The following is a 21,369-nucleotide window of genomic DNA, read 5'->3' as shown; positions in this document are numbered from 1 at the left end:
TTATGTTGTTGTGGCTGGGTGAATGGCTGACGCAGTGGCACTCGGGTTTTGGTGTCGTGGGTTATTTGTCGTTAAGGAGCATCTTTGCAGTGATTACTGCGTTGGTGGTGTCCATGGTGCTCGGGCCGGTTGTTATTCGCAAATTACGCGAATACCAGATTGGTCAGGCGATCCGTGACGTGGGGCCGAAGTCGCATCTGAGCAAGGCGGGGACACCTACCATGGGCGGGGTATTGATTCTGGTATCGATCGCGCTCAGTACGCTGTTATGGGGCAACCTGGAAAATCGTTTCGTCTGGGTTGTACTGTTGGTAACGCTGCTGTTTGGTGCTATCGGCTGGGTGGATGACTACCGCAAGGTGGTCGAGAAAAACTCTCGAGGCCTGCCCGGCCGCTGGAAATATTTCTGGCAATCGGTATTTGGTCTGCTGGCGGCGGCCTATCTGTATTACAGCGCCCAGAGCCCGCAGGAAACCCAGTTTGTGGTGCCTTTTTTCAAGGACATCATGCCGCAATTGGGGTTGATGTTTGTACTGCTAAGCTACTTTGTCATCGTTGGTTCCAGTAATGCTGTGAACCTGACGGATGGTCTGGATGGTCTGGCGATTATGCCGACGGTGATGGTCAGCGCCGCCCTGGGGGTATGTGCTTACCTCGCTGGCAACGTCAACTACGCCAACTATTTGCATATTCCTTATATCGCGGGTGCCGGTGAACTGGTGGTGTTTTGTGGTGCCATGGTGGGGGCCGGGATTGGTTTCCTCTGGTTTAACACCTATCCGGCACAAGTGTTCATGGGCGATGTCGGTTCCCTGGCACTGGGCGCTGCGCTCGGCATTGTGGCAGTGATTATCCGGATGGAAGTGGTGCTGTTTATTATGGGTGGCATTTTTGTGGCCGAAACCCTGTCGGTGATCCTGCAGGTAGCGTCGTTCAAAATGACGGGTAAACGCATTTTCCGCATGGCGCCGCTGCACCACCATTTTGAATTGAAAGGTTGGCCAGAACCACGCGTGATTGTGCGCTTCTGGATTGTCACCATTATTCTTGTGCTGGCCGGGTTGGCCACACTGAAAATTCGTTAACGGGCTGTATTTATGACGCTGGCAAAGGCACACATCAAACGTATGATCGTCGGACTGGGCGTTTCCGGTCAGGCGACGGCACGTTATTGCCAGCGCATGGGCTGGGCGTTTGATCTGTGCGACAGCCGTGATGCTTTGCCTGCTGTAGACAGTCTGAAAGCGCAATTTCCCAAGGCCAATATCCGTCTCGGGGCTTTGGATGGTGAGTTGTTGGCTGATTATCACCAGATTATTGTCAGCCCTGGGGTGGCACTGTCGGAACCGGCGTTACAACAGGCGCTGAGTGAACAGGTTGAAGTTATCGGTGACGTCGAGCTGTTCGCCCGCCATAACCATACGCCAGTCATCGCCATCACTGGCTCCAACGGTAAAAGTACCGTCACCACTCTGGTGCGGGATATTCTGGTTGATGCCGGTATGACCGCCGTGATGGGCGGCAATATCGGTGTGCCGGTACTGGATTTGCTGGATGGGCCACAACCGGACGTTTATGTGCTGGAGTTGTCGAGTTTCCAGCTGGAAACCACTTCCAGTCTGAAGGCTCGGGTGGCCACCATTCTGAACCTGAGCGAAGACCATCTGGATCGTTATCAGGGTATGGCGGACTACGGGTTGGCCAAACAGCGTATTTTTATCGGCTGTGAGCTGGCGGTGGTCAATCGTGATGATGATGCCAGCAGCCCTCATGATGAAATCGCTGAAGAAGCCGGTTTTACCCTGAATGCCCCTGCAGACGATGATTTTGGACTGCAGCCAGGTGAGCGTGACGGCATTGCCGGTGATTGGGTGGTACGCGCCGGCATGAAACTGGTGCACAGCTCGGAGTTGAAAATCCGTGGCCGCCACAATCTGGCCAATGTGATGGCTGCGCTGGCGCTGGTCGAAACCGTGGGTGTGAGTCCCGCTCAGGCTCGCACTACGCTGTGTCGCTTTGCCGGTCTGGCGCATCGCTGTGAATGGGTCGGAGAGCATGGCGGTGTTGCGTTTATCAACGACTCCAAAGGCACCAATGTGGGTTCAACCCTGGCGGCTATTCAGGGATTGGCTGGCCAGGGCCTTGCTGGCGAAGCTGGATCAATCTGGTTATTGGCGGGTGGCGATGGTAAAGGACAGGATTTTCAACCTTTGACTGACGCCTGCCAGACCGGTATCGCTGGCGTGTGTTGTTTTGGCAAAGATGGCGGATCACTGGCCACAGCGCTGGCTGCAACTTGTCCGGCCTACCATTTTCCGGATCTGTTTGAAGCCTTTACGTTTGCTGCCCGTAATGCCAGTGCGGGAGACATTGTGCTGTTGTCACCGGCCTGTGCCAGTCTGGATCAGTTTCCCAATTACATGGAACGCGGTCGACGTTTCTGCGAGCTGGTCGGGAGATTGGTGGATGTTTGAGAATCTGCGCTGGCAAGCTCGCGATCAGCATTTTATTCCCTGGTTGCTACTGATGGTACTGGGCTGGGTGATGGTGGCTTCAGCATCGACTGGTATTGGTGAAAAGCTGACGGGTAATGCCGCGTATTTTGCTATTCGCCACGGTGTATATCTGATGCTGGGTGTGGCCGCGCTGTATATCGCCAGTCAGATCAGTCTGGAGCGCTGGCGTCAGTTCGAGTTGCCGATGCTGGCGCTGGGTTTTGTCGGACTGTGTCTGGTGCTGGTGCCGGGGGTTGGCCATGAGGTGAATGGCAGTCGTCGCTGGTTGAACTTTGTTTTGTTCAAGTTGCAGGCATCGGAACTGGCCAAGCTGGCCGCCATTTTTTATGTGTCCGGCTATTTGGTGCGCCGCTTGCCGGAAGTGCGTGAACGTTTCTGGGGCTTTATCAAACCCTTGTTTGTACTGGTCATCATGGTGCTGTTACTGCTGATGGAACCGGATTTTGGTGCCGCTGTTGTTTTGTTGGGCGCGGCGATGATTCAGCTGTTTCTGGGGGGCGTTAAGGCCGGACAGTATTTCTTGTTGATGATCGGTACCGGGGTTTTGTCGGTTATAGCGCTGACATCAGAAGAATGGCGAGTGGCACGATTGATGGCGTATCTCGACCCCTGGGCACCCGAACATGTGTACGGTACCGGATATCAGCTTACCCAGTCACTGATTGCATTTGGCCGTGGCGAGTGGTTCGGGGTGGGGTTGGGAGAAAGCGTGCAGAAACTGTTTTACCTGCCAGAAGCCCATACCGACTTTGTGTTCGCTATTTGGGCTGAAGAAACCGGATTATTTGGTGGTTTGGTGGCGATTGCATTACTGACGTTTCTGGTAGCGCGAATCTGGCAAACCGTGTGGATTGCACAACAACGCGGCTTGCTTTATGGCGCCTATATTGCGGCGGGTATTGGATCGTTACTGGCGCTGCAAATTGTGATTAACCTGGGCGTGAATATCGGCTTGTTACCGACCAAGGGGCTGACCTTGCCATTTTTCAGCTACGGCGGCAGCAGCCTGGTGTTGGCCTGTGCCATGATCGGTATTGTGATGCGGGTGAAGTATGAAGCGATGCTGTTGCCTGAGCCGGAACAGCACGACGACGGAGGTGAGCAATGAGTCCATCAACGTCAACGTCAACGTCAACGTCAACAGTCAAACCGACAACCAGAAAAGTCGCCCTGATTATGGCTGCCGGTACTGGTGGCCATGTTTTTCCGGCCCTGGCCGTTGCCCATGCGCTGGTGGCCCAAGGGTATGATATTCACTGGCTCGGGACACCGTATGGCATGGAACAAAATCTTGTTCCGGCGGCTGGCTATCCCCTGCATGCGGTGAATATTCGTGGGCTACGTGGCAAGGGAATCAAAGGCCTGATCTTGGCACCCTGGCGCATTGCTCTGGCGACCTGGCAATCGCTGGCGGTTATTCGGGCTATCAAGGCCGATATTGTGGTGGGGTTTGGTGGTTATATTGCTGGCCCAGGCGGGGTGGCGGCGCGCCTCGCGGGGGTGCCACTGCTGATTCACGAACAGAATGCCATTGCCGGTATGACCAATCGCTGGCTCAACCGGATTGCACACTTAAGCCTGCAGGCATTTCCTGGCGCTTTGTCTGGAGCTGTGACGGTGGGGAATCCGGTACGACGCGAACTGGCGGAATTACCGGTGCGAGCAGTGCCACCCTCTGACCCGTTAAATGTGCTGGTCGTGGGTGGCAGTCTCGGTGCTGCTGCGCTGAACGATGTGGTACTGACGTGTTGGCAAGGGCTGGCGGCGGATCAGCGACCAAATTTGCGCCATCAGGTGGGCAAACGGGATTACGAGCGGATGTTGGCGGCCTATGACGCCAGCAACGTGGTCGCCGAGGTTTCCGCATTTATTGATGATATGGCAGCAGCCTATGGTTGGGCAGATCTGATGATTTGCCGCTCTGGTGCACTGACCGTGTCCGAAATCGCCGCCGTAGGCAAGGCGGCCATCTTTGTACCATTCCCCTATGCGGTTGATGATCATCAAACGGTCAATGCCGGTTATCTGGCTGATGCCGGTGCCGCGCTGATTCGTCAACAAAAGGATCTGACGCCAGAGTGGCTGCAACACACACTTGGCCTGCTGAATCAGGATCGTAGCCGGTTACAGACTATGGCCGATCAGAGTCGTGCCCAGGCCCGACCGGATGCAACCGCTCTGGCCGTTGAACAGATTATGAGGAAAACACGTGATTGATGCGTCTGCAGAACCGACGCTGGCAAATGGTCAGCTGGCACATTTGATTCCCGAGATGCGACGTATTCGCTGCATCCATTTTGTCGGTATTGGTGGCACCGGGATGTGCGGTATTGCGGAGGTGCTGCTGAATCAGGGATATATGATTACCGGCTCGGATATTCGCGCATCGGCGGTTACCCGTCGTTTGCAGAACCTGGGTGTCACACTGTTTATCGGCCATGAGGCAGAAAATATTGCGACTGCCGATGTGGTAGTGGTGTCTTCTGCGATCGATACCCGCAATCCGGAAGTGGCTGCGGCGCTGGCACAGCGTAAACCGGTGGTGCGGCGGGCAGAAATGCTGGCGGAGCTGATGCGTTTTCGCCACGGCGTTGCGGTGGCCGGAACCCATGGCAAGACGACCACGACCAGTTTGTTGACCAGTATTTTTGCCGAAGCCGGGCTGGATCCGACGTTTGTCATTGGCGGCAAGTTGAACAGTGCCGGGGCCAACGCCCGTTTGGGTGCCAGTCGTTATCTGATTGCGGAAGCGGACGAAAGTGATGCCAGCTTCCTGCACTTGCAACCGATGGTCTCGATTGTTACCAATATTGATGCTGACCATATGTCGACCTACGGCGGTGACTTTGAACGGCTGAAGCAGACCTTTATCGAGTTCCTGCACAATTTGCCATTTTATGGTCTGGCAGTCGTCTGTATCGATGATGACACCGTGCGTTCAATTCTTCCTGAGATTTCACGGCAAACTGTGACCTATGGTTTTTCCGGCGATGCCGATTACCGCGCCATCAATGTTGTGCAACAGGGGATGTTCACCGAATTTACCCTGGTGCGTCCCGGAGATCGACTGCCGCTTAATATTCGCATGAGAATGCCGGGTCGACATAATGTACTGAATGCGCTGGCGACAGTTGCGGTCGCGGATGAAGAAGGTGTCGCGGATGACGCCATTCGCTCAGCGCTGGAAAAATTTGCCGGGGTTGGCCGGCGCTTTCAAGTGTGCGGAGAATTCCCATTGGCTGATGGCAACGTGATGATGGTGGATGATTATGGCCACCATCCTCGTGAACTGGAAGTGACTATTGAAGCCATTCGCAAGGGCTTTCCCGAGCGCCGGCTGGTGATGTTGTTCCAGCCGCATCGTTTCAGTCGTACCCGCGACCTGTATGAAGATTTTGTCAAAGTGTTATCGATGGCCGATGTCCTGCTGCTGATGGATGTCTACCCGGCAGGAGAAAAAGCGATTGCCGGTGCTGATGGCCGCTCACTGTGCGGCAGTATTCGCCAGCGCGGCGAAGTAGACCCGGTATTTATCGAACGTGGCGAATCCCTCGAAGGTTTGTTGACCGGAGTACTCAAAGCCGGTGACCTGCTGCTGACTCAGGGGGCTGGCGATATTGGCTCATTGGCTGTTCAGCTGGCGGAGCAATTGCCGGGTTGGCTGCAGCCCCTCAATAGCATTATTGAAGAGGGGAGTCGCTGATGGCGGATGACATCGGTTTTGGTCGTGTTGCGGTACTAATGGGTGGGGTTTCTGCCGAACGGCCCGTATCGCTGCGCAGTGGTCAGGCGGTGTTGGAAGCCTTGATTGCAGAAGGAGTGGATGCCGTTGGGGTTGATGTACAAGACGATATCGCTGCTCGTCTGGCCCGCGAACATTTTGATATGGCTTTTATCGCCTTGCATGGTCGGGGTGGCGAGGATGGCACCATTCAGGGATTGCTGGAGTGGTTGAAAATACCCTACACCGGCAGCGGTGTGATGGCATCGGCGCTCGGAATGGACAAATGGCGCACTAAACTGATCTGGCAGGCGGCTGGTTTGCCAACCCCCGCTGCGGTGTTGCTTGGCCAACAGTCCGATTGGCAGCAAGTCATGAATGAGCTGGGTACTGACGTTATCGTCAAGCCAGCTCATGAGGGATCCAGCATCGGAATGCGTAAAGTACACGATGCTCAGGCTTTGCAAGACAGTTATCAATTTGCCAGTCAATACGATGCATTAGTACTGGCAGAACGCTGGATCAGCGGGCGTGAGTACACCATAGCGGTGGTGAATGGCCAGGCGTTACCGGTTATTCAGCTGAGGACATCACATGAATTTTATGATTACGAAGCAAAATACGAATCGGCGGATACCCAGTATTTATTACCTTCCGGGCTGACTGCCGAAAAAGAGAACGAATTGCAGCAGCTATCGATGACTGCGTTTGAACTGATTGGCTGTCGAGGTTGGGGTCGGGTTGATGTGATGGCGGACGCTGACGGTCAGTTCTGGTTGCTGGAAGTCAACACCAGTCCAGGCATGACCGATCATAGCCTGGTGCCCATGGCAGCCCGAGCAATAGGCATGTCGTTTTCACAACTGGTTATCCAGTTACTGAAAGAGGTGCAGAAGCGCTGATATGTCGGACAAGCAGCTGCCACGTGGTGCCACGCTGGTGCCACCTAGAAGAGAACCGCTTACCCGGAAATTAAAGTTCCGGGTACGTATTCCGGCTCAGGTTTGGGTTGGGTTGGTGATTGCGTTGCTGTTTGTGGGGGCTGGGGTCCTGGTACGTCAGGCCTATCACACCTGGCCGGTCAAGGATGTGGTGGTGATTGGCAGATTAAACGTTTTGCACGCAGAGGAAATAGCACGGCAAATATTGTGGGTGAGAAATGAAAGTTTTTTCACCCTTGATGTGACACGGGTTCAACGGCAGGTTGCTGCAATGCCATTGGTCAGTCGTGTCGCAGTTCGCAAGCGTTGGCCGGACAGTGTCGAATTACTGCTGTATGAGGAGTTGCCAGTGGCGTTATGGAATGACGAGCAGTTATTGACCGCCACTGGCCGCCTGTCGGATATACCGCCCGGCTTTACTACAACTGGGTTGATGCGCTTGTACGGGGCCGATCCGGTAAAAAATGAGTCCGTCAAATATTTCCGGCGCTTGCAGCAGGCACTGAATGACCGAGGTCTGACCGTGAACAGTATGAATGTCAATGCTGTGCAAGCTGTCGATGCGACACTATCGAACGGTTGGGTAGTACGGTTTGGGCGTAAATATTTTGAAGAACGATTACAGCGTCTGGTAGCCCTGTTAGGCAAACTTGACGCCAACGAGGTGCGTCAGGTGGATTTGAGATATGGCAAGGGTGCTGCTATTCGCTGGCAAACAACAGGAGTAACCGGGTAATGGCAAATGCGCAGGCAGGTCAAATGCTGGTAGGACTGGACATTGGAACGTCCAAAATCGTTGCGATTGTTGGTGAAGTGACATCGGAAGGCGGTATTGAAATTGTCGGACTTGGCAGTCACCCCAGTCGTGGTATGAAAAAAGGCGTGGTGGTTAATATTGAATCCACCGTTCAGTCTATTCGTCGTGCTGTTGAAGAAGCAGAATTAATGGCTGGCTGCACGATTCATTCGGTTTATGCCGGTATTGCTGGTAGTCATGTGCAATCACAAAACTCGAATGGTGTGGTTGCGGTACGTGGTGCCGAAATAACCGAAGCGGATGTGGAACGCGTTATTGACGCAGCCCAGGCTGTTGCTATTCCGCAAGACCGCCGCACCATTCATGTATTGCCGCAGGAATATTCGGTTGATCATCAGGAAGGTATTCGCGAACCGGTCGGTATGGCTGGAGTCCGTCTCGAAGCCAAGGTACACCTGGTTACTGCAGCGGTTAACGCAGCGCAGAATATTGAACGCTGTGTGCAGCGCTGTGACCTCAGTACGGATGATATTATTCTTGAACAACTGGCGTCCAGTTATGCGGTCTTGACCGATGATGAGCGGGAGCTGGGTGTGTGTATGGTGGATATTGGTGGTGGTACCACGGATATTGCTATTTTTACCGATGGGGCGATTCGTCATACGGCGGTTATTCCCATTGCTGGCGACCAGGTCACCAATGATATTGCAATGGCATTATTGACACCGACCCAGCATGCAGAAGCCATAAAAATCAAATACGCCTGTGCGTTGCGTCAGCTGGCGCACGAAGATGAGATGATTAACGTCCCCAGTGTCGGAGAGCGCCCGCCACGTCAGCTGTCACGGCAGTCTTTGGCGGAGGTTGTCGAACCTCGATATGATGAATTATTTTCCCTGATTCAGGCAGAATTGCGTAGAAGTGGCTATGATGAACTAATACCTGCTGGGGTTGTACTGACGGGTGGTACTTCAAAAATGGAAGGTGTTGTGGAATTGGCTGAAGAAATATTTCATATGCCTGTCCGGTTGGCTCGTCCACACGGGGTTTCGGGGTTAACGGATATAATTAATAACCCTATTTATAGTACTGCCGTGGGGTTGCTTCTTTATGCGGCCAAACAACCTAAAAATAAGCCAGCAGCCATAATTGAAGATAAGTCACATTCCGGGCTGTTTGCCCAGTTATCCGAATGGATAAAAGGTAATTTTTAGTATTTAATGTACAAGTGCGTAGCAGAGAGGGGGGTGCGTCATGTCATTTGGAAAAGAAGGCGATATGTTTGAATTAGCAGACGATGTGCTGGAAAACGCGATAATCAAGGTTATCGGTGTTGGTGGCGGCGGCGGTAATGCTGTTCAGCACATGGTAGAAAGCAATATTGACGGCGTAGAGTTTATTTGTGCCAATACGGATGCGCAGGCATTACGTAATGTGGGTGCTCGCTCTGTTATTCAGCTGGGTTCTGGTTTGACCAAGGGGTTGGGTGCTGGTGCCAATCCTGACGTTGGTCGTCAGGCTGCAATGGAAGACCGCGAGCGTATCGCAGAGGCGCTTAAAGGTGCTGATATGGTCTTTATCACTGCAGGTATGGGTGGCGGAACCGGTACTGGTGGTGCGCCTGTAGTGGCTGAAATTGCTCGCGAACTGGGAATCCTGACTGTTGCTGTGGTAACACGGCCATTCTCATTCGAAGGCAAAAAACGCATGGCGATGGCTGAAATCGGATTGAAGCAGCTAAGCGAACACGTGGATTCGCTGATCACTATTCCGAACGAAAAGCTCCTGTCGGTACTGGGGAAGGGCACCACGCTGATGGATGCTTTCCGCACTGCAAATGATGTGTTGCATGGTGCTGTCAAGGGGATCGCCGATCTGATTACCCAGCAGGGTATGATTAACGTTGACTTTGCTGACGTGCGCACAGTGATGTCCGAAATGGGACAAGCCATGATGGGAAGCGGTTCTGCCAGTGGCGAAAATCGCGCTCGCAAGGCCGCAGAAGCTGCCGTTGGCAGTCCGTTGCTGGAAGACGTTAATCTCAAGGGTGCGCGCGGTATTCTGGTCAATGTTACCGCAGGTTTTGATTTGTCTCTGGGTGAGTTTTCCGAAGTTGGCGATATTATTGGCGAATACGCTGCAGAAGATGCGACCGTCGTTGTCGGTACTGTCATCGATCCAGAAATGAGTGATGAGTTGCGCGTAACGGTGGTCGCTACTGGCCTGAACTACCATGCTTCTGCGTCAGCCTCTGTCGCAGCGGAACCTCGCCCGAAAAAAGTGGTCGATAATGCACCGGCACCAAAACGTGCTGACGGAACTACAGACTACAACAAACTGGATCGCCCGGCGGTGAGTCGTCAGGCTGGAGCTGGGGCACAGGCGGCGACAAGAGCAGAGCCACAAACACGACAGGATATGGAATATCTGGATATACCTGCTTTTTTGCGTCGTCAGGCAGATTGAGTCAAAAAGAGCACGCCACTGGCGTGTTCTTTCATTCCTGCTATAATCCCTAGATCTACCTTTTTTGTATAAAAAACGCCCAATAATGGCAGGATTGTCAGAATGATCCCTCAACGCACCCTAAAGAACACTATTCGCGCTTCAGGCGTAGGCCTTCACTCCGGTGAAAAAGTCTACCTGACTTTGAAGCCCGCCCCGGTCAACACAGGGATTGTGTTCCGTCGAACTGACCTTGACCCCGTCGTCGATATTCCTGCGCATGCGTTGAATGTCGGTGAAACGACTTTATCTACAACCCTGGTTCGTGATCATGCCAAGGTTGACACTGTGGAGCATTTGCTGTCTGCAATGGCTGGCCTTGGTATCGATAACGCCGTTGTGGAAGTCAGTGCTCGCGAAGTACCTATTATGGACGGTAGCTCTGGCCCGTTTGTCTTTTTACTGCAATCGGCTGGTTTGATGGAACAGGACGCGCCAAAGCGTTTTATTCGTATCAAGCGTCGTATTGAAGTCAAAGAGCGCGACAAAACGGCTGCTTTTTTGCCTTATGACGGTTTCAAGGTGTCTTTTGAAATTGATTTTGATCACCCTGTGCTTAAACAGAGTGTGCAGAAGGCCAGCTTGGACTTCTCCTCGACCTCGTATGTCAAGGAAGTCAGTCGTGCTCGTACCTTTGGGTTTACCAAGGATCTGGAGTACATGCGCTCCAAAAACCTGGCGCTGGGCGGTAGTGTCAAGAATGCGATTGTGGTGGATGATTATCGCGTCCTGAACGAAGACGGTCTGCGCTATGAAGATGAGTTCGTCAAACACAAGATTCTGGATGCCGTTGGTGATCTGTATTTGCTTGGCCACAGTTTGATTGGTGAATACATAGGCTACAAGTCGGGTCATGGCCTGAACAATTGCTTGCTGCGCGAATTACTCGCTCATGAAGATGCGTGGGAATTTGTCGAGTTTAGTGAAGAAGCTGCACCGATTACTTATATGCGTCCAGCTGCCGCTGGTTAAGTGCTTCTAAAAAATGCTGTAGTAATATCCCAAGGCCATAGTAATATGGCCTTATTTTTGTCTGTTGGTTGGTGAATTGTCATGGGTTTGGCTGTTGTGAAAGCTCCGGTTGTGCGGCGGTCAGTAGGGCATGGGCCTGACAAGCAAGTCTGTACGCGTATCCGTCTGGTTCACTTACCTGGTTATTTATGAACATTATTGTTGTTGGTCAGCGTCACGGTGAGTCTCGGACTTACCGATTGACCACACCTGCAAGGACGCTGCTGTTTGGTTGTCTTGTGGCACTGCCTTTTGCGATGGGGGCGGCAGGCTTTTGGCTGGCTGATTGGCTGGCAGATGAAGATTTTTCGCTGGAGCCGATGGCAGCAGAGGCATGGGAAAATGATCTCAGCCTGCAGCGCCAGGAGTTGGAACAAATCCGTGTTCAGACCGATCAGGAGCTACAAGCTCTGACGGTCAAATTGGCAGAATTGCAGTCGCGCTTGATGCGCCTTGACGCCCTCGGCGAACGCCTGGTTGATGTTGCCAATCTGGAAGCGGAAGAATTCGATTTCTCCATGGCACCTGCTTTGGGTGGTCCGGGATCTATAGGCGAAGCCTACGAGGCACCGGAAATCAGCGATGTGCTGAATGATCTGGCAGATCGTATTGGCCATCGTGAGCAGCAGCTGGAAGTGCTGGACGACCTGATGTCTGCCCGGCGTCTGGATGAAGATACCTTTGTCACTGGACGGCCGATCAAGAAAGGCTGGATGTCCTCCCGCTATGGTCGCCGTGCGGATCCCTTTACAGGGCAACTGGCCTGGCATGCGGGGGTCGATTTTGCCGGTAAGCTGGGCTCTGATATTGTAGCGGTCGCGTCCGGTGTTGTGACCTGGGCGGGTGATCGTTATGGCTATGGACGGCTGGTTGAAATCAATCATGGCAACGGCTACAAAACGCGCTACGCACACTGCCTTGAGTTGAACGTCAAGGTTGGTGATATTGTTCGCAAGGGTGATGTTATTGCCGCGATGGGCAGTAGCGGGCGCTCAACCGGGCCCCATGTACATTTTGAAGTCTTCAAGAACGGGCGAACGGTAGACCCCTCTGCTTATATTCATCGCACTCTCCGATAGGCATTGATCAAATTGCTGTCACCATCTCGGGCCTGTAACGTAGGCGGCGTATAACTTGCCGTTTCGGTCTGTCCGGGCCTCACTGTATTTGCAAATTGGATAGTTAGAATCACATGATGGGTAATATTTTCCGCAAGCTCTTCGGCAGTAAAAACAGCCGGGAACTGAAGCGCATGGGTAAGCTGGTTGAGCAGGTCAATAGCTACGAAGAAGCGCAGCAAGCGCTCACTGACACAGAGCTGCAGGCAAAAACAGCTGAATTAAAACAACGCCTTAACAATGGTGAAAAACTTGACGACTTGCTGCCAGAAGCATTTGCAGTCTGTCGTGAAGCCAGTCGTCGGGTTATGGGCATGCGCCACTTTGATGTTCAGCTGATTGGTGGTATCACCCTGCATGAAGGTCGTATTGCTGAAATGCGAACCGGTGAAGGCAAAACCCTGGTGGGTACCTTGCCGACGTATCTGAATGCGTTAACCGGCAAGTGCGTTAATGTCGTCACGGTGAACGATTACCTTGCCCGTCGTGATGCCGAATGGATGCGCCCGTTGTATGAATTTTTGGGTTTGACGGTCGGTGTGGTTGTGCCCGGTCAACAAACAGCCGAAAAGCGCGAACAATACCAATCCGACATTGTATATGGAACGAACAACGAGTTTGGCTTCGATTACCTGCGCGACAACATGGCCTTTTCTGTAGAGGACAAGGTTCAGCGTGATCTGTACTTTGCTATTGTCGACGAGGTGGACTCCATCCTGATTGACGAAGCCCGTACACCACTGATTATTTCCGGCCCGGCCCAGGATAACTCCGAACTTTACCGCAAAATAAATCTGCTGGCTCCCAAGTTGCAAAAGGGTGAGCTGGATGAAGAAGATAATCCGATTTCCGGCCACTTTGTTGTCGATGAAAAAAGTCGTTCAATTGAGATGACAGAAGAAGGTCACGAGTTTGTTGAAGAGATGCTGGTTGCTGAAGGTCTTCTCGAAGCGGGTGAAAGCCTCTACGCAACGCAAAATCTTAACCTGCTGCATCATGTCCATTCGACTTTGCGGGCGCATGCAATTTATAACAAGAACGTCGACTATATCGTTCAAAATGGCCAGATTGTGATTGTTGATGAACATACCGGGCGAACCATGCCCGGACGGCGCTGGAGCGAAGGTCTGCACCAGGCTATTGAGGCGAAAGAAGGTGTGCGTATTCAGGCAGAAAGCCAGACCTTGGCTTCTACTACCTTCCAGAACTACTTTCGCTTGTACGAAAAGCTGGCTGGCATGACCGGGACTGCGGACACCGAAGCTTTCGAGTTTCACCAGATTTACGGCTTGGATGTGGTGGTTATTCCTACCAACAAACAGGTACAGCGAACCGATTATAATGACGTGATCTACGCCACGGTGCCAGAGAAGTATGACGCCGTTGTTGAAGAAATTCGTGCTGTCATCGAATTGAAACGTCCTGTTCTGGTTGGCACCGCATCTATTGAATCATCCGAATATGTTTCCGGTTTACTGCAAAAAGCCGGTATTCCTCACAATGTCCTGAACGCCAAGGAAAATGCCCGTGAGGCGGAAATTATTGCCGATGCCGGTCGTCCGGGGGCAGTCACCATTGCTACCAATATGGCGGGTCGTGGTACTGACATCATGTTGGGTGGTAACTGGGAGTCCGAGATTTCCCGCCTGGATAATCCGGCAGAAGACGAAATCGAGGCGATCAAGCTGGACTGGAAAACGCGTCACGATGCGGTTTTGGAAGCCGGTGGTTTGCATATTGTCGGGACTGAGCGGCACGAGTCGCGCCGTATAGACAATCAGTTACGTGGCCGTGCGGGTCGTCAGGGGGATCCGGGTTCTACCCGCTTCTTCTTGTCGCTGGATGATAGCTTGATGCGCATGTTTATGTCTGAGCGTATGCGCGGAATGATGCAGGCGTTAGGCATGAAGGATGGTGAATCGATCGAACACAAAATGGTCACCAATGCGGTCGAGAAGGCACAACGCAAGGTCGAAGGCCGCAACTTTGATATTCGTAAGCAGTTGCTGGAATACGACGATGTGGCCAACGACCAGCGCCGCGTTGTGTATGAACAGCGTAATGACCTGATGGCGATGGATGACATCGGCAACATCATAACGGCGGTACGCAAGGATGTGGTTGATGAAGCGGTTAACGATTACATTGCCCCACAAAGTCTGGAAGAGCAGTGGGATATCGCTGAGCTGGAAGCGTATCTGAGTGCTGAATTTAATGTCGAATTGCCGATTCAGCAGTGGCTGGATGCGGAAGACAAACTGTATGAAGAAACCCTGCGTGAGCGCATAGCGGCTGCCATTGAGCAAGCCTACAAAGACAAGGAGGCCTCGGTTGGTCGAGAAACCCTGCGTATCTTTGAAAAGCAGGTGATGCTGCAGATTGTTGATAATCTCTGGAAAGAGCACCTGGCGACCATGGATCACCTGCGCCAGGGTATTCATCTGCGTGGTTATGGCCAGAAAAATCCGAAGCAGGAATATAAACGTGAATCGTTTAACCTGTTTCAGGAGCTGCTTGGCAATATCAAGCGCGAGACCATTCGGGTGCTGTCTCACGTCAAGGTTCGTGAAGAATCGGAAGTCCGTGAAATGGAAGAGAAGCGCCGTGCCGAAGCTGAAGCCCAGGCGCAACTGGCGAAATACGAGCACGAAACCACCAGTGGTATGGTTGCAGACGAGCCGGTTGCAGCACCTGGAGATGATCAGGTACAACCGTTTGTCCGTGATGAGCGCAAAGTGGGACGTAATGAACCCTGCCCGTGTGGTTCTGGTAAAAAATACAAGCATTGTCATGGCACATTGTCATAAGGCGTAAGAGATACAACATGGCCGTTAATTTTTCAGTATTTGAGGATTTTGCAACCGTTGCCGGTGTACGGTTGGGAATAGCCCAGTCTGCGGTGCGTTACCAGAACCGCGATGATATGGTTATTTTTGAGTTGGCAGAGGGTGCCGAGGTAGCTGGCGTATTTACCCAAAATGCTTTCTGCGCGGCTCCCGTGCAGATTGCCCGTGAGCATCTCGCTGTACAGTCACCGCGTTACCTGTTGATCAATACCGGCAATGCCAATGCCGGCACCGGCAAGCAAGGGTTTGCCAATGCTCGTCGTAGCTGTGAGTTGCTGGCCGCAGCTACCGGTGTTGAGGCCAGTCAGATACTGCCGTTTTCGACCGGAGTCATTGGCGAGCCACTCAATATGGCCGCCTTTGAACGCGGCATTCCTCTGGCATTGGCACAACTTGGCGAAGACCAGTGGGCCCGTGCAGCGCGTGGCATCATGACAACGGATACCTTGCCAAAAGGTTACTCGCACTGCTTTGAACTGGATGGCCATGAGGTCACCATCAGTGGCATATCCAAAGGGGCTGGCATGATCAAGCCCAATATGGCGACCATGCTGGGCTTTATTGCCACCGATGCGCAGATTGACAAAACGGTACTTGAGCAGTGGTGCAAGCGTCTGGCTAATGCCTCGTTTAACCGCATTACTATCGATGGTGACACCTCAACCAACGACAGCTGTATCCTGATCGCCACTGGCCAATCGGCACTGACGATTACCGATGCCGATTCCCCCGTGGCCGAGATGCTGTTTAACGAATTAAAAATAGCCTTTCAGCTACTGGCCCAAGCCATTGTGCGTGACGGTGAAGGCGCAACCAAGTTCGTTACTGTCGAAGTTATTGAAGCACGCGAGCAGCAAGAGGCACTGGATGTCGCTTACACGGTTGCTCATTCGCCACTGGTGAAGACCGCCATGTTTGCCTCCGATGCCAACTGGGGTCGTATTCTTGCAGCCGTTGGCCGCGCCGGTGTCGCCAATATGGAACTGGATAAGATCCAGATCTGGCTTGATGACGTCCGTATCGTTGAAGATGGTGGCCGCTGTGACTCGTACACCGAAGCTGCTGGTGCTGCCATATTCAAACAGTCCGAGTTTACCGTGCGTATTGCGCTTGGGCGCGGAGATGTGACCGAGACCATCTGGACGACGGATTTGTCCCATGAGTATGTCACCATCAATGCCGATTATCGTTCCTGATGGCTGTGAGAGATGCAGGGGATATGAGTCACGCCGTTGCTGTTACTGAGCAATTGGCGGTAGCTGTGGCAGTGATTTGTAATCCGCAACAGCAAATCCTGATCGCAAAACGCCCGGATCATAAACATCAGGGTGGGCTGTGGGAGTTTCCAGGGGGAAAGATTGAAGCAGGTGAAACAACCGCTGCCGCCCTGGTGAGAGAGCTGGACGAAGAGCTGGGCCTGCAACTGGGTAACGACAGTATGTCACCGTTGATTGAGGTCTGCTTTGATTATCCAGACAAGTCAGTCCGACTGGATGTTTACTGGGTAGAGGTAACGGCAACAGAGTCATTGCAGGCACACGGTGCCGAAGGGCAACCGATCTGCTGGGTTGGTGCTGCTGATTTGGCCAGCTACAATTTTCCGGCAGCCAATCAGCCGGTTCTGGATGCAACACTGGGCCGTTTGAAACGTTAAGTTAGTAGTTTTTTGGCTACTCAAACACCGTTACAAATGGCCATACGGTCAGCATCACGATGATTCCAATACCCGCCGCGACCAGAATAAAATCTATCGGGCGTTCCCGAAAGCGATGGCGCAAGGATGGCACCGGTTGGGATGCCCCCCTGTTTTGGTCAAGCAGATCCTGTTGTACTGCGTCAATCAGCGATCTTGCCCTGTCGTAGTCATCGGCATCGACCAGCCAAATCGCTGCCACGGATATTCCCCAACGACCAGCATGGGTTTCATAACAATGAATAGCATGCTGCTCCAGCAAAGCCCTCACTGCATCAGCTTCTTCATCCGGCACATTGTTCAGTCTGAACAGTAACTTCGCCATTACCGCTCGCTCGTTGCTGTTGTTGGACGGGTGGCAATCACCAGTGCGGTAGCAAACAGCAGTGTTACCAAACACAAAAAGTACAACGGCAGCAGCCCCCAGCGCATATAGGGCGTGTCTCCGCTCCGTACTTCAGCCTTGGCCGTCAGGCTGCCGCGAATGCCGGTCGGTAGTTGCTTCACGATCTGACCATGGTTGTTTACTAGTGCTGTAATACCGGTATTGGTCGAACGCAGCAGGTAACGCCCGGTTTCCAACGCCCGCATTTGCGCCAGGCCCATGTGCTGTTTTGGCCCCAGAGAGTCGCCAAACCAGGCATCATTGCTGACCGTGACCAACAGGTTAGCTTGCCTGGCCATGCGGCTGACGAGTTGTGGATAGGCTATTTCGTAGCAAATATAAGGGGCAATCAAATAAAGCTGTTGATGCGCTTCGAGACGGATCAGATCCTGATCGGGTGCACCATGCAAGAAGCTCGACATTTCCAGATCAAAAAATGGAATCAGGCCGCGTAGCTGGCTTTCAAAAGGAATAAATTCACCAAAAGGAACCAGTTGTTGTTTGTGATACAGACCGTCAGCCATACCCGTCGCAACAATGCTGTTGTGATATTCCCCGGCCTGCGGGTGATTTTGTGGATAGCGGTAAGCGATACCGGTTATCAGGCCAGCATCATGTTGTTGCGCTGTGTGATTAAGTTCGTCCAGGTAAGGTAAAAAACGATCATAGACCAAGGTGATCGCTGTCTCCGGCCAGACAATCAGGTCGCTGTCCCAGAGTTTTGAGGTTTCCTTGAAATACAGGTTGATGGTTGGGCTGACCATTTCCGGCTTCCATTTCAGATTCTGATCAATGTTTCCCTGTACGCTGCTGACCGTCAGTTCACCCACTGGCGTTGTCCATTGCTGTTGTTGTAACAGGTATCCTGCAGGCCAAAGCAGTACGACCCAGAGGTATCTTAACTGGGTTGTCCGCAGAGCCTGAATCAGACCGGTGGCGGTCAGCATCAGAATAACCGAGATACCATAACTGCCAATGACGGGAGCCCAGCCGGATAGCCAACTGAACAGGTGTGCGTCACCCGCAAATAACCACGGGAAGCCGGTAAATATCCAGCTGCGTAACCATTCGCTGATAAACCAGAAGGCGGGTAGCATTAGCCAGGGAATAACTGGTTGGCCATGACGTCTGAACAGGGCGTAGAGGCTAAAGCAGATGGCGGGAACCAGTGCCAGCACTGCGGCAAACAACGCTGCCAATAGTATGGCCAGGGGGACGGATGTGCCGCCAAAGTCATGCATGCTGACATAAACCCAGGAAACACCACTGCCAAATTGACCAAAGGCGTACCACCAGCTGCGTTCAAATGCCTGGCGGCACGAAGTGGGTTGCCACAGCAGGTGAGCAAACAGGATCAGGCTGACCAGCCCTAGTGGCCACCAGTAAAGCGGTGCCAATGCCAAGGGAGCTATGGCTCCGGCTGCCAGTAATAACAGCGGTGTCATCCAGCGCTCGGATTTGATCATCATCCCGGTAGGGGTGGTTGGAATCACACAGGGGTGACCTCAAGTAAATTGATCTGGCGGCTGGTGCCGTTGACGACCTTGAAGCGCCAGTTTTCGATACTGATGCTTTCATTACATTCTGGCACCCGACCAAAATGATGGATGACGATACCACCGATGGTATCAAAATCGTCATCGCTGAAGCTGGCTTCAAAATGCTCGTTAAAGTCTTCGACCGGAGTGAGTGCCTTGACCATAAAAATCTGATTTTCGACTTCCTTGATCAGGCTCTCTTCTTCATCAAAATCATGCTCATCTTCAATATCGCCGACAATCTGTTCCAGTACATCTTCAATAGTGACCAGTCCGGCGACACTGCCAAATTCATCGACCACAACCGCCATATGATTCCGGGTGGCCCGGAATTCCCGTAGCAGAACATTCAGGCGCTTGCTTTCCGGTACAAAAGTGGTTGGGCGTAAAATATCCTTGAGGCGGAAATTGTCGTGGTGATCGGTAAGCAACAATGGCAACAGATCCTTGGCCAGCATGATACCCAGGATTTCATTTTGCCCTTCACCCAGCACGGGGAAGCGGGAGTGAGCCGATTCGATAATGCGTGGAATGCATCCCTTGAGCGACTCGTTGATTTGAATGGAGACCATTTGGGCGCGCGGAATCATGATATCCCGAACCTGCATCTCGGAAACCTGCAGGGCACCTTCAAGAATATTCAGGGTGTCGTTGTCGACGATGCTGCGTTCGGCAGCTTCTCGTACAATCACTTTGATGTCCTGGCGACTTTGTGGATCGTCAGAAAACAGATCAGTCAGCTTTTCCAGCCAACTTCGGGGGTCGTCGCTCATGGGGCCTCGTCTTGATAAGGGTCTGGGAAGCCGAGCCGCGCCAGCAGGCGTCGCTCCAGTTCTTCCATCTCTTCCGCTTCGTCGTCATTTATATGGTCGTATCCCAGCAAATGCAAGCAGCCGTGAATGACCATATGAGCCCAGTGGGCATTTACTGATTTACCTTGTTCGCGAGCTTCCCTTGTCACAATCTGTACACAGATAACCAGGTCGCCCAGCAAAGGGATAGGGACTTGCGGTGGGGCTTCAAAAGGAAATGACAAGACATTGGTCGGCGAATCCTTGCCACGGTATTCGCTGTTTAATTGTTGGCTTTCTGCTTCAGCGCAAAGACGAATGGTCAGTTCCGGTTCGTCATAGGGTGAGCGTTCCGCCACTGCGGCGGTTACCCACTGCAGAAACTGCTCTTCCGTGGGCAAGCTTTCTGCTTGCGGATCAATTTCTTCGGCAATTTGTAAGTCAAGCAGCGCTAGCGTCATGAAATGGTTGCCTGTTGCCGTTCCTGGCGACTGGCTTCTCTGGCCTGTTCTTCTTTTTCGTCATGACGATCGTAGGCATCAACAATGCGCTGTACCAAAGGGTGTCGGACAACGTCACGATTATCGAAACGGGTGATACCGATGCCTTCAACGCCGTCGAGTACTTCCAGGCCATGACGCAAACCGGACAGTACACCACGTGGCAGGTCAGTCTGGGTGATGTCACCAGTAATCACCGCTCTGGAGCCAAAGCCAATCCGGGTCAGAAACATTTTCATCTGTTCTTTGGTGGTGTTCTGGCTTTCATCCAGAATCACAAAAGAATGGCTGAGGGTGCGCCCACGCATGTAGGCCAGTGGTGCTACTTCAATGACATTACGTTCCATCAACTTGCCGACGTATTCAAAACCGAGCATTTCGTAGAGGGCATCGTAGAGTGGACGCAGGTAGGGATCAATTTTCTGTGCCAGGTCGCCAGGCAGAAAGCCCAGTTTTTCACCGGCTTCTACCGCTGGGCGCACCAGCAAAATACGTCTGACATCATCTTTCAATAGCGCTTCTACCGCTGCAGCGACCGCCAGGAAGGTTTTGCCGGTACCGGCAGGGCCAATACCGAAGCTGATGTCGTAGCGTCGTATCTGGTCAATGTATTCGCGCTGATGCTTGCCTCGTACCTTGACATGGGCCTGGGGCGTTTTGATGATCAGCGAGCCGTGCTGGGGATCTGGCTGAGGCTGTTGTTCCGAGCTATCCGATTCATCCTGTTGGTTAATCTTGTCTTCTGATAGCAGTAAATGGATCAGATCCGGCGTGATCGGCGTGCCATTGGCGGTCTCACTGTAGAGCCGGTCAATCAGCCGGGCGGCACGGGCACCGGCTTCGCGGTCGCCTTCGAGGCGAAACTGGCCGCCACGATTATAAATGACCAACTGGTAGTGATCTGCAATCTGGCGGATATGGCTGTCCAGATTGCCACTGAGGTTGGCGAGCCGGGAGGCATTTTCCGGTTGCAGCTCCAGAGTCTGGACGGATATTTCAGCAACTGACGCTGGGGTGCTGGGCGTATCGGTCAAAAAAATCTCCTGG

General features: G+C 52.8%; 19 protein-coding genes. 14 read left to right on the top strand and 5 right to left on the bottom strand.

Translation table 11 applies throughout. The features are described from left to right. The first annotated feature begins 2 nt into the window (after window positions 1-2). The 14 genes from mraY (at window position 3) to mutT (ending at window position 17,069) form a co-directional block, all read left to right on the top strand. Window positions 3-1,085, top strand: coding sequence for a phospho-N-acetylmuramoyl-pentapeptide-transferase (gene mraY / locus SOJ49_RS13465; protein ID WP_369855011.1), 1,083 nt, complete (start codon window positions 3-5; stop codon window positions 1,083-1,085). Window positions 1,086-1,097: 12 nt separating this feature from the next. Further along, on the top strand, window positions 1,098-2,474 hold the full coding sequence (gene murD / locus SOJ49_RS13460) for a UDP-N-acetylmuramoyl-L-alanine--D-glutamate ligase (RefSeq protein WP_369855010.1): 1,377 nt from the start codon (window positions 1,098-1,100) through the stop codon (window positions 2,472-2,474). Next, window positions 2,467-3,624: a putative lipid II flippase FtsW gene (ftsW, locus tag SOJ49_RS13455; protein ID WP_369855009.1), complete on the top strand. Its 1,158-nt coding sequence runs from the start codon at window positions 2,467-2,469 to the stop codon at window positions 3,622-3,624. The genes murD and ftsW overlap by 8 nt, the downstream gene beginning before the upstream one ends. Beyond that, complete coding sequence (gene murG, locus SOJ49_RS13450) at window positions 3,621-4,733, top strand: undecaprenyldiphospho-muramoylpentapeptide beta-N-acetylglucosaminyltransferase (RefSeq protein WP_369855008.1); 1,113 nt, start codon at window positions 3,621-3,623, stop codon at window positions 4,731-4,733. Before ftsW ends, murG begins: the two co-directional genes overlap by 4 nt. Before the next feature lie 55 nt (window positions 4,734-4,788). Further along, entirely contained in the window at window positions 4,789-6,219 is a 1,431-nt protein-coding gene (gene murC, locus SOJ49_RS13445; protein ID WP_369858071.1) for a UDP-N-acetylmuramate--L-alanine ligase, read from the top strand. After that, the gene (locus tag SOJ49_RS13440) at window positions 6,219-7,139 is read left to right on the top strand and encodes a D-alanine--D-alanine ligase (RefSeq protein ID WP_369855007.1); all 921 of its coding nucleotides are present in this window, start codon (window positions 6,219-6,221) and stop codon (window positions 7,137-7,139) included. The genes murC and SOJ49_RS13440 overlap by 1 nt, the downstream gene beginning before the upstream one ends. 1 nt (window position 7,140) lies before the next feature. Next, the gene (locus SOJ49_RS13435) at window positions 7,141-7,914 is read left to right on the top strand and encodes a cell division protein FtsQ/DivIB (RefSeq protein WP_369855006.1); all 774 of its coding nucleotides are present in this window, start codon (window positions 7,141-7,143) and stop codon (window positions 7,912-7,914) included. Beyond that, window positions 7,914-9,149, top strand: a complete 1,236-nt coding sequence (gene ftsA / locus SOJ49_RS13430) for a cell division protein FtsA (RefSeq protein WP_369855005.1) — start codon at window positions 7,914-7,916, stop codon at window positions 9,147-9,149. The genes SOJ49_RS13435 and ftsA overlap by 1 nt, the downstream gene beginning before the upstream one ends. A gap of 64 nt (window positions 9,150-9,213) precedes the next feature. Continuing rightward, entirely contained in the window at window positions 9,214-10,401 is a 1,188-nt protein-coding gene (gene ftsZ, locus SOJ49_RS13425) for a cell division protein FtsZ (protein ID WP_369855004.1), read from the top strand. A 102-nt stretch (window positions 10,402-10,503) separates the two neighbouring features. Next, on the top strand, window positions 10,504-11,412 hold the full coding sequence (gene lpxC / locus SOJ49_RS13420; protein WP_369855003.1) for a UDP-3-O-acyl-N-acetylglucosamine deacetylase: 909 nt from the start codon (window positions 10,504-10,506) through the stop codon (window positions 11,410-11,412). Between the two features lie 239 nt (window positions 11,413-11,651). Then, entirely contained in the window at window positions 11,652-12,530 is an 879-nt protein-coding gene (locus SOJ49_RS13415) for a peptidoglycan DD-metalloendopeptidase family protein (protein ID WP_369855002.1), read from the top strand. 113 nt (window positions 12,531-12,643) lie between these two features. Continuing rightward, window positions 12,644-15,376, top strand: coding sequence for a preprotein translocase subunit SecA (secA, locus tag SOJ49_RS13410; RefSeq protein ID WP_369855001.1), 2,733 nt, complete (start codon window positions 12,644-12,646; stop codon window positions 15,374-15,376). A 17-nt stretch (window positions 15,377-15,393) separates the two neighbouring features. After that, window positions 15,394-16,611 carry a bifunctional glutamate N-acetyltransferase/amino-acid acetyltransferase ArgJ gene (gene argJ / locus SOJ49_RS13405; protein ID WP_369855000.1) on the top strand — a complete coding sequence of 406 codons (1,218 nt, stop codon included), beginning with the start codon at window positions 15,394-15,396 and terminating at the stop codon, window positions 16,609-16,611. 23 nt (window positions 16,612-16,634) lie between these two features. Then, complete coding sequence (mutT, locus tag SOJ49_RS13400; RefSeq protein ID WP_369854999.1) at window positions 16,635-17,069, top strand: 8-oxo-dGTP diphosphatase MutT; 435 nt, start codon at window positions 16,635-16,637, stop codon at window positions 17,067-17,069. A 16-nt stretch (window positions 17,070-17,085) separates the two neighbouring features. On the opposite strand, the gene SOJ49_RS13395 is transcribed toward mutT, so the two are convergent. The 5 genes from SOJ49_RS13395 to SOJ49_RS13375 are packed head-to-tail and all read right to left on the bottom strand — an operon-like array spanning window position 17,086 to window position 21,356. Next, complete coding sequence (locus SOJ49_RS13395; RefSeq protein ID WP_369854998.1) at window positions 17,086-17,433, bottom strand: DUF6164 family protein; 348 nt, start codon at window positions 17,431-17,433, stop codon at window positions 17,086-17,088. Further along, window positions 17,433-18,986 (bottom strand): apolipoprotein N-acyltransferase, encoded by a 1,554-nt coding sequence (gene lnt / locus SOJ49_RS13390; protein ID WP_369854997.1) that lies wholly within the window; start codon window positions 18,984-18,986, stop codon window positions 17,433-17,435. Before lnt ends, SOJ49_RS13395 begins: the two co-directional genes overlap by 1 nt. Then, complete coding sequence (locus tag SOJ49_RS13385) at window positions 18,983-19,804, bottom strand: HlyC/CorC family transporter (RefSeq protein WP_369854996.1); 822 nt, start codon at window positions 19,802-19,804, stop codon at window positions 18,983-18,985. Before SOJ49_RS13385 ends, lnt begins: the two co-directional genes overlap by 4 nt. After that, complete coding sequence (gene ybeY, locus SOJ49_RS13380) at window positions 19,801-20,283, bottom strand: rRNA maturation RNase YbeY (protein ID WP_369854995.1); 483 nt, start codon at window positions 20,281-20,283, stop codon at window positions 19,801-19,803. The genes SOJ49_RS13385 and ybeY overlap by 4 nt, the downstream gene beginning before the upstream one ends. Next, window positions 20,280-21,356, bottom strand: coding sequence for a PhoH family protein (locus SOJ49_RS13375; protein ID WP_369854994.1), 1,077 nt, complete (start codon window positions 21,354-21,356; stop codon window positions 20,280-20,282). The genes ybeY and SOJ49_RS13375 overlap by 4 nt, the downstream gene beginning before the upstream one ends. Window positions 21,357-21,369 lie beyond the last annotated feature (13 nt).

The organism is Candidatus Thalassolituus haligoni, assembly GCF_041222825.1.
In the GTDB taxonomy this organism is placed as follows: domain Bacteria; phylum Pseudomonadota; class Gammaproteobacteria; order Pseudomonadales; family Oceanobacteraceae; genus Oceanobacter; species Oceanobacter antarcticus.
The sequence above is the reverse complement of the archived record's forward strand: the minus strand, read 5'-3'. Positions and strand labels throughout refer to the sequence as shown.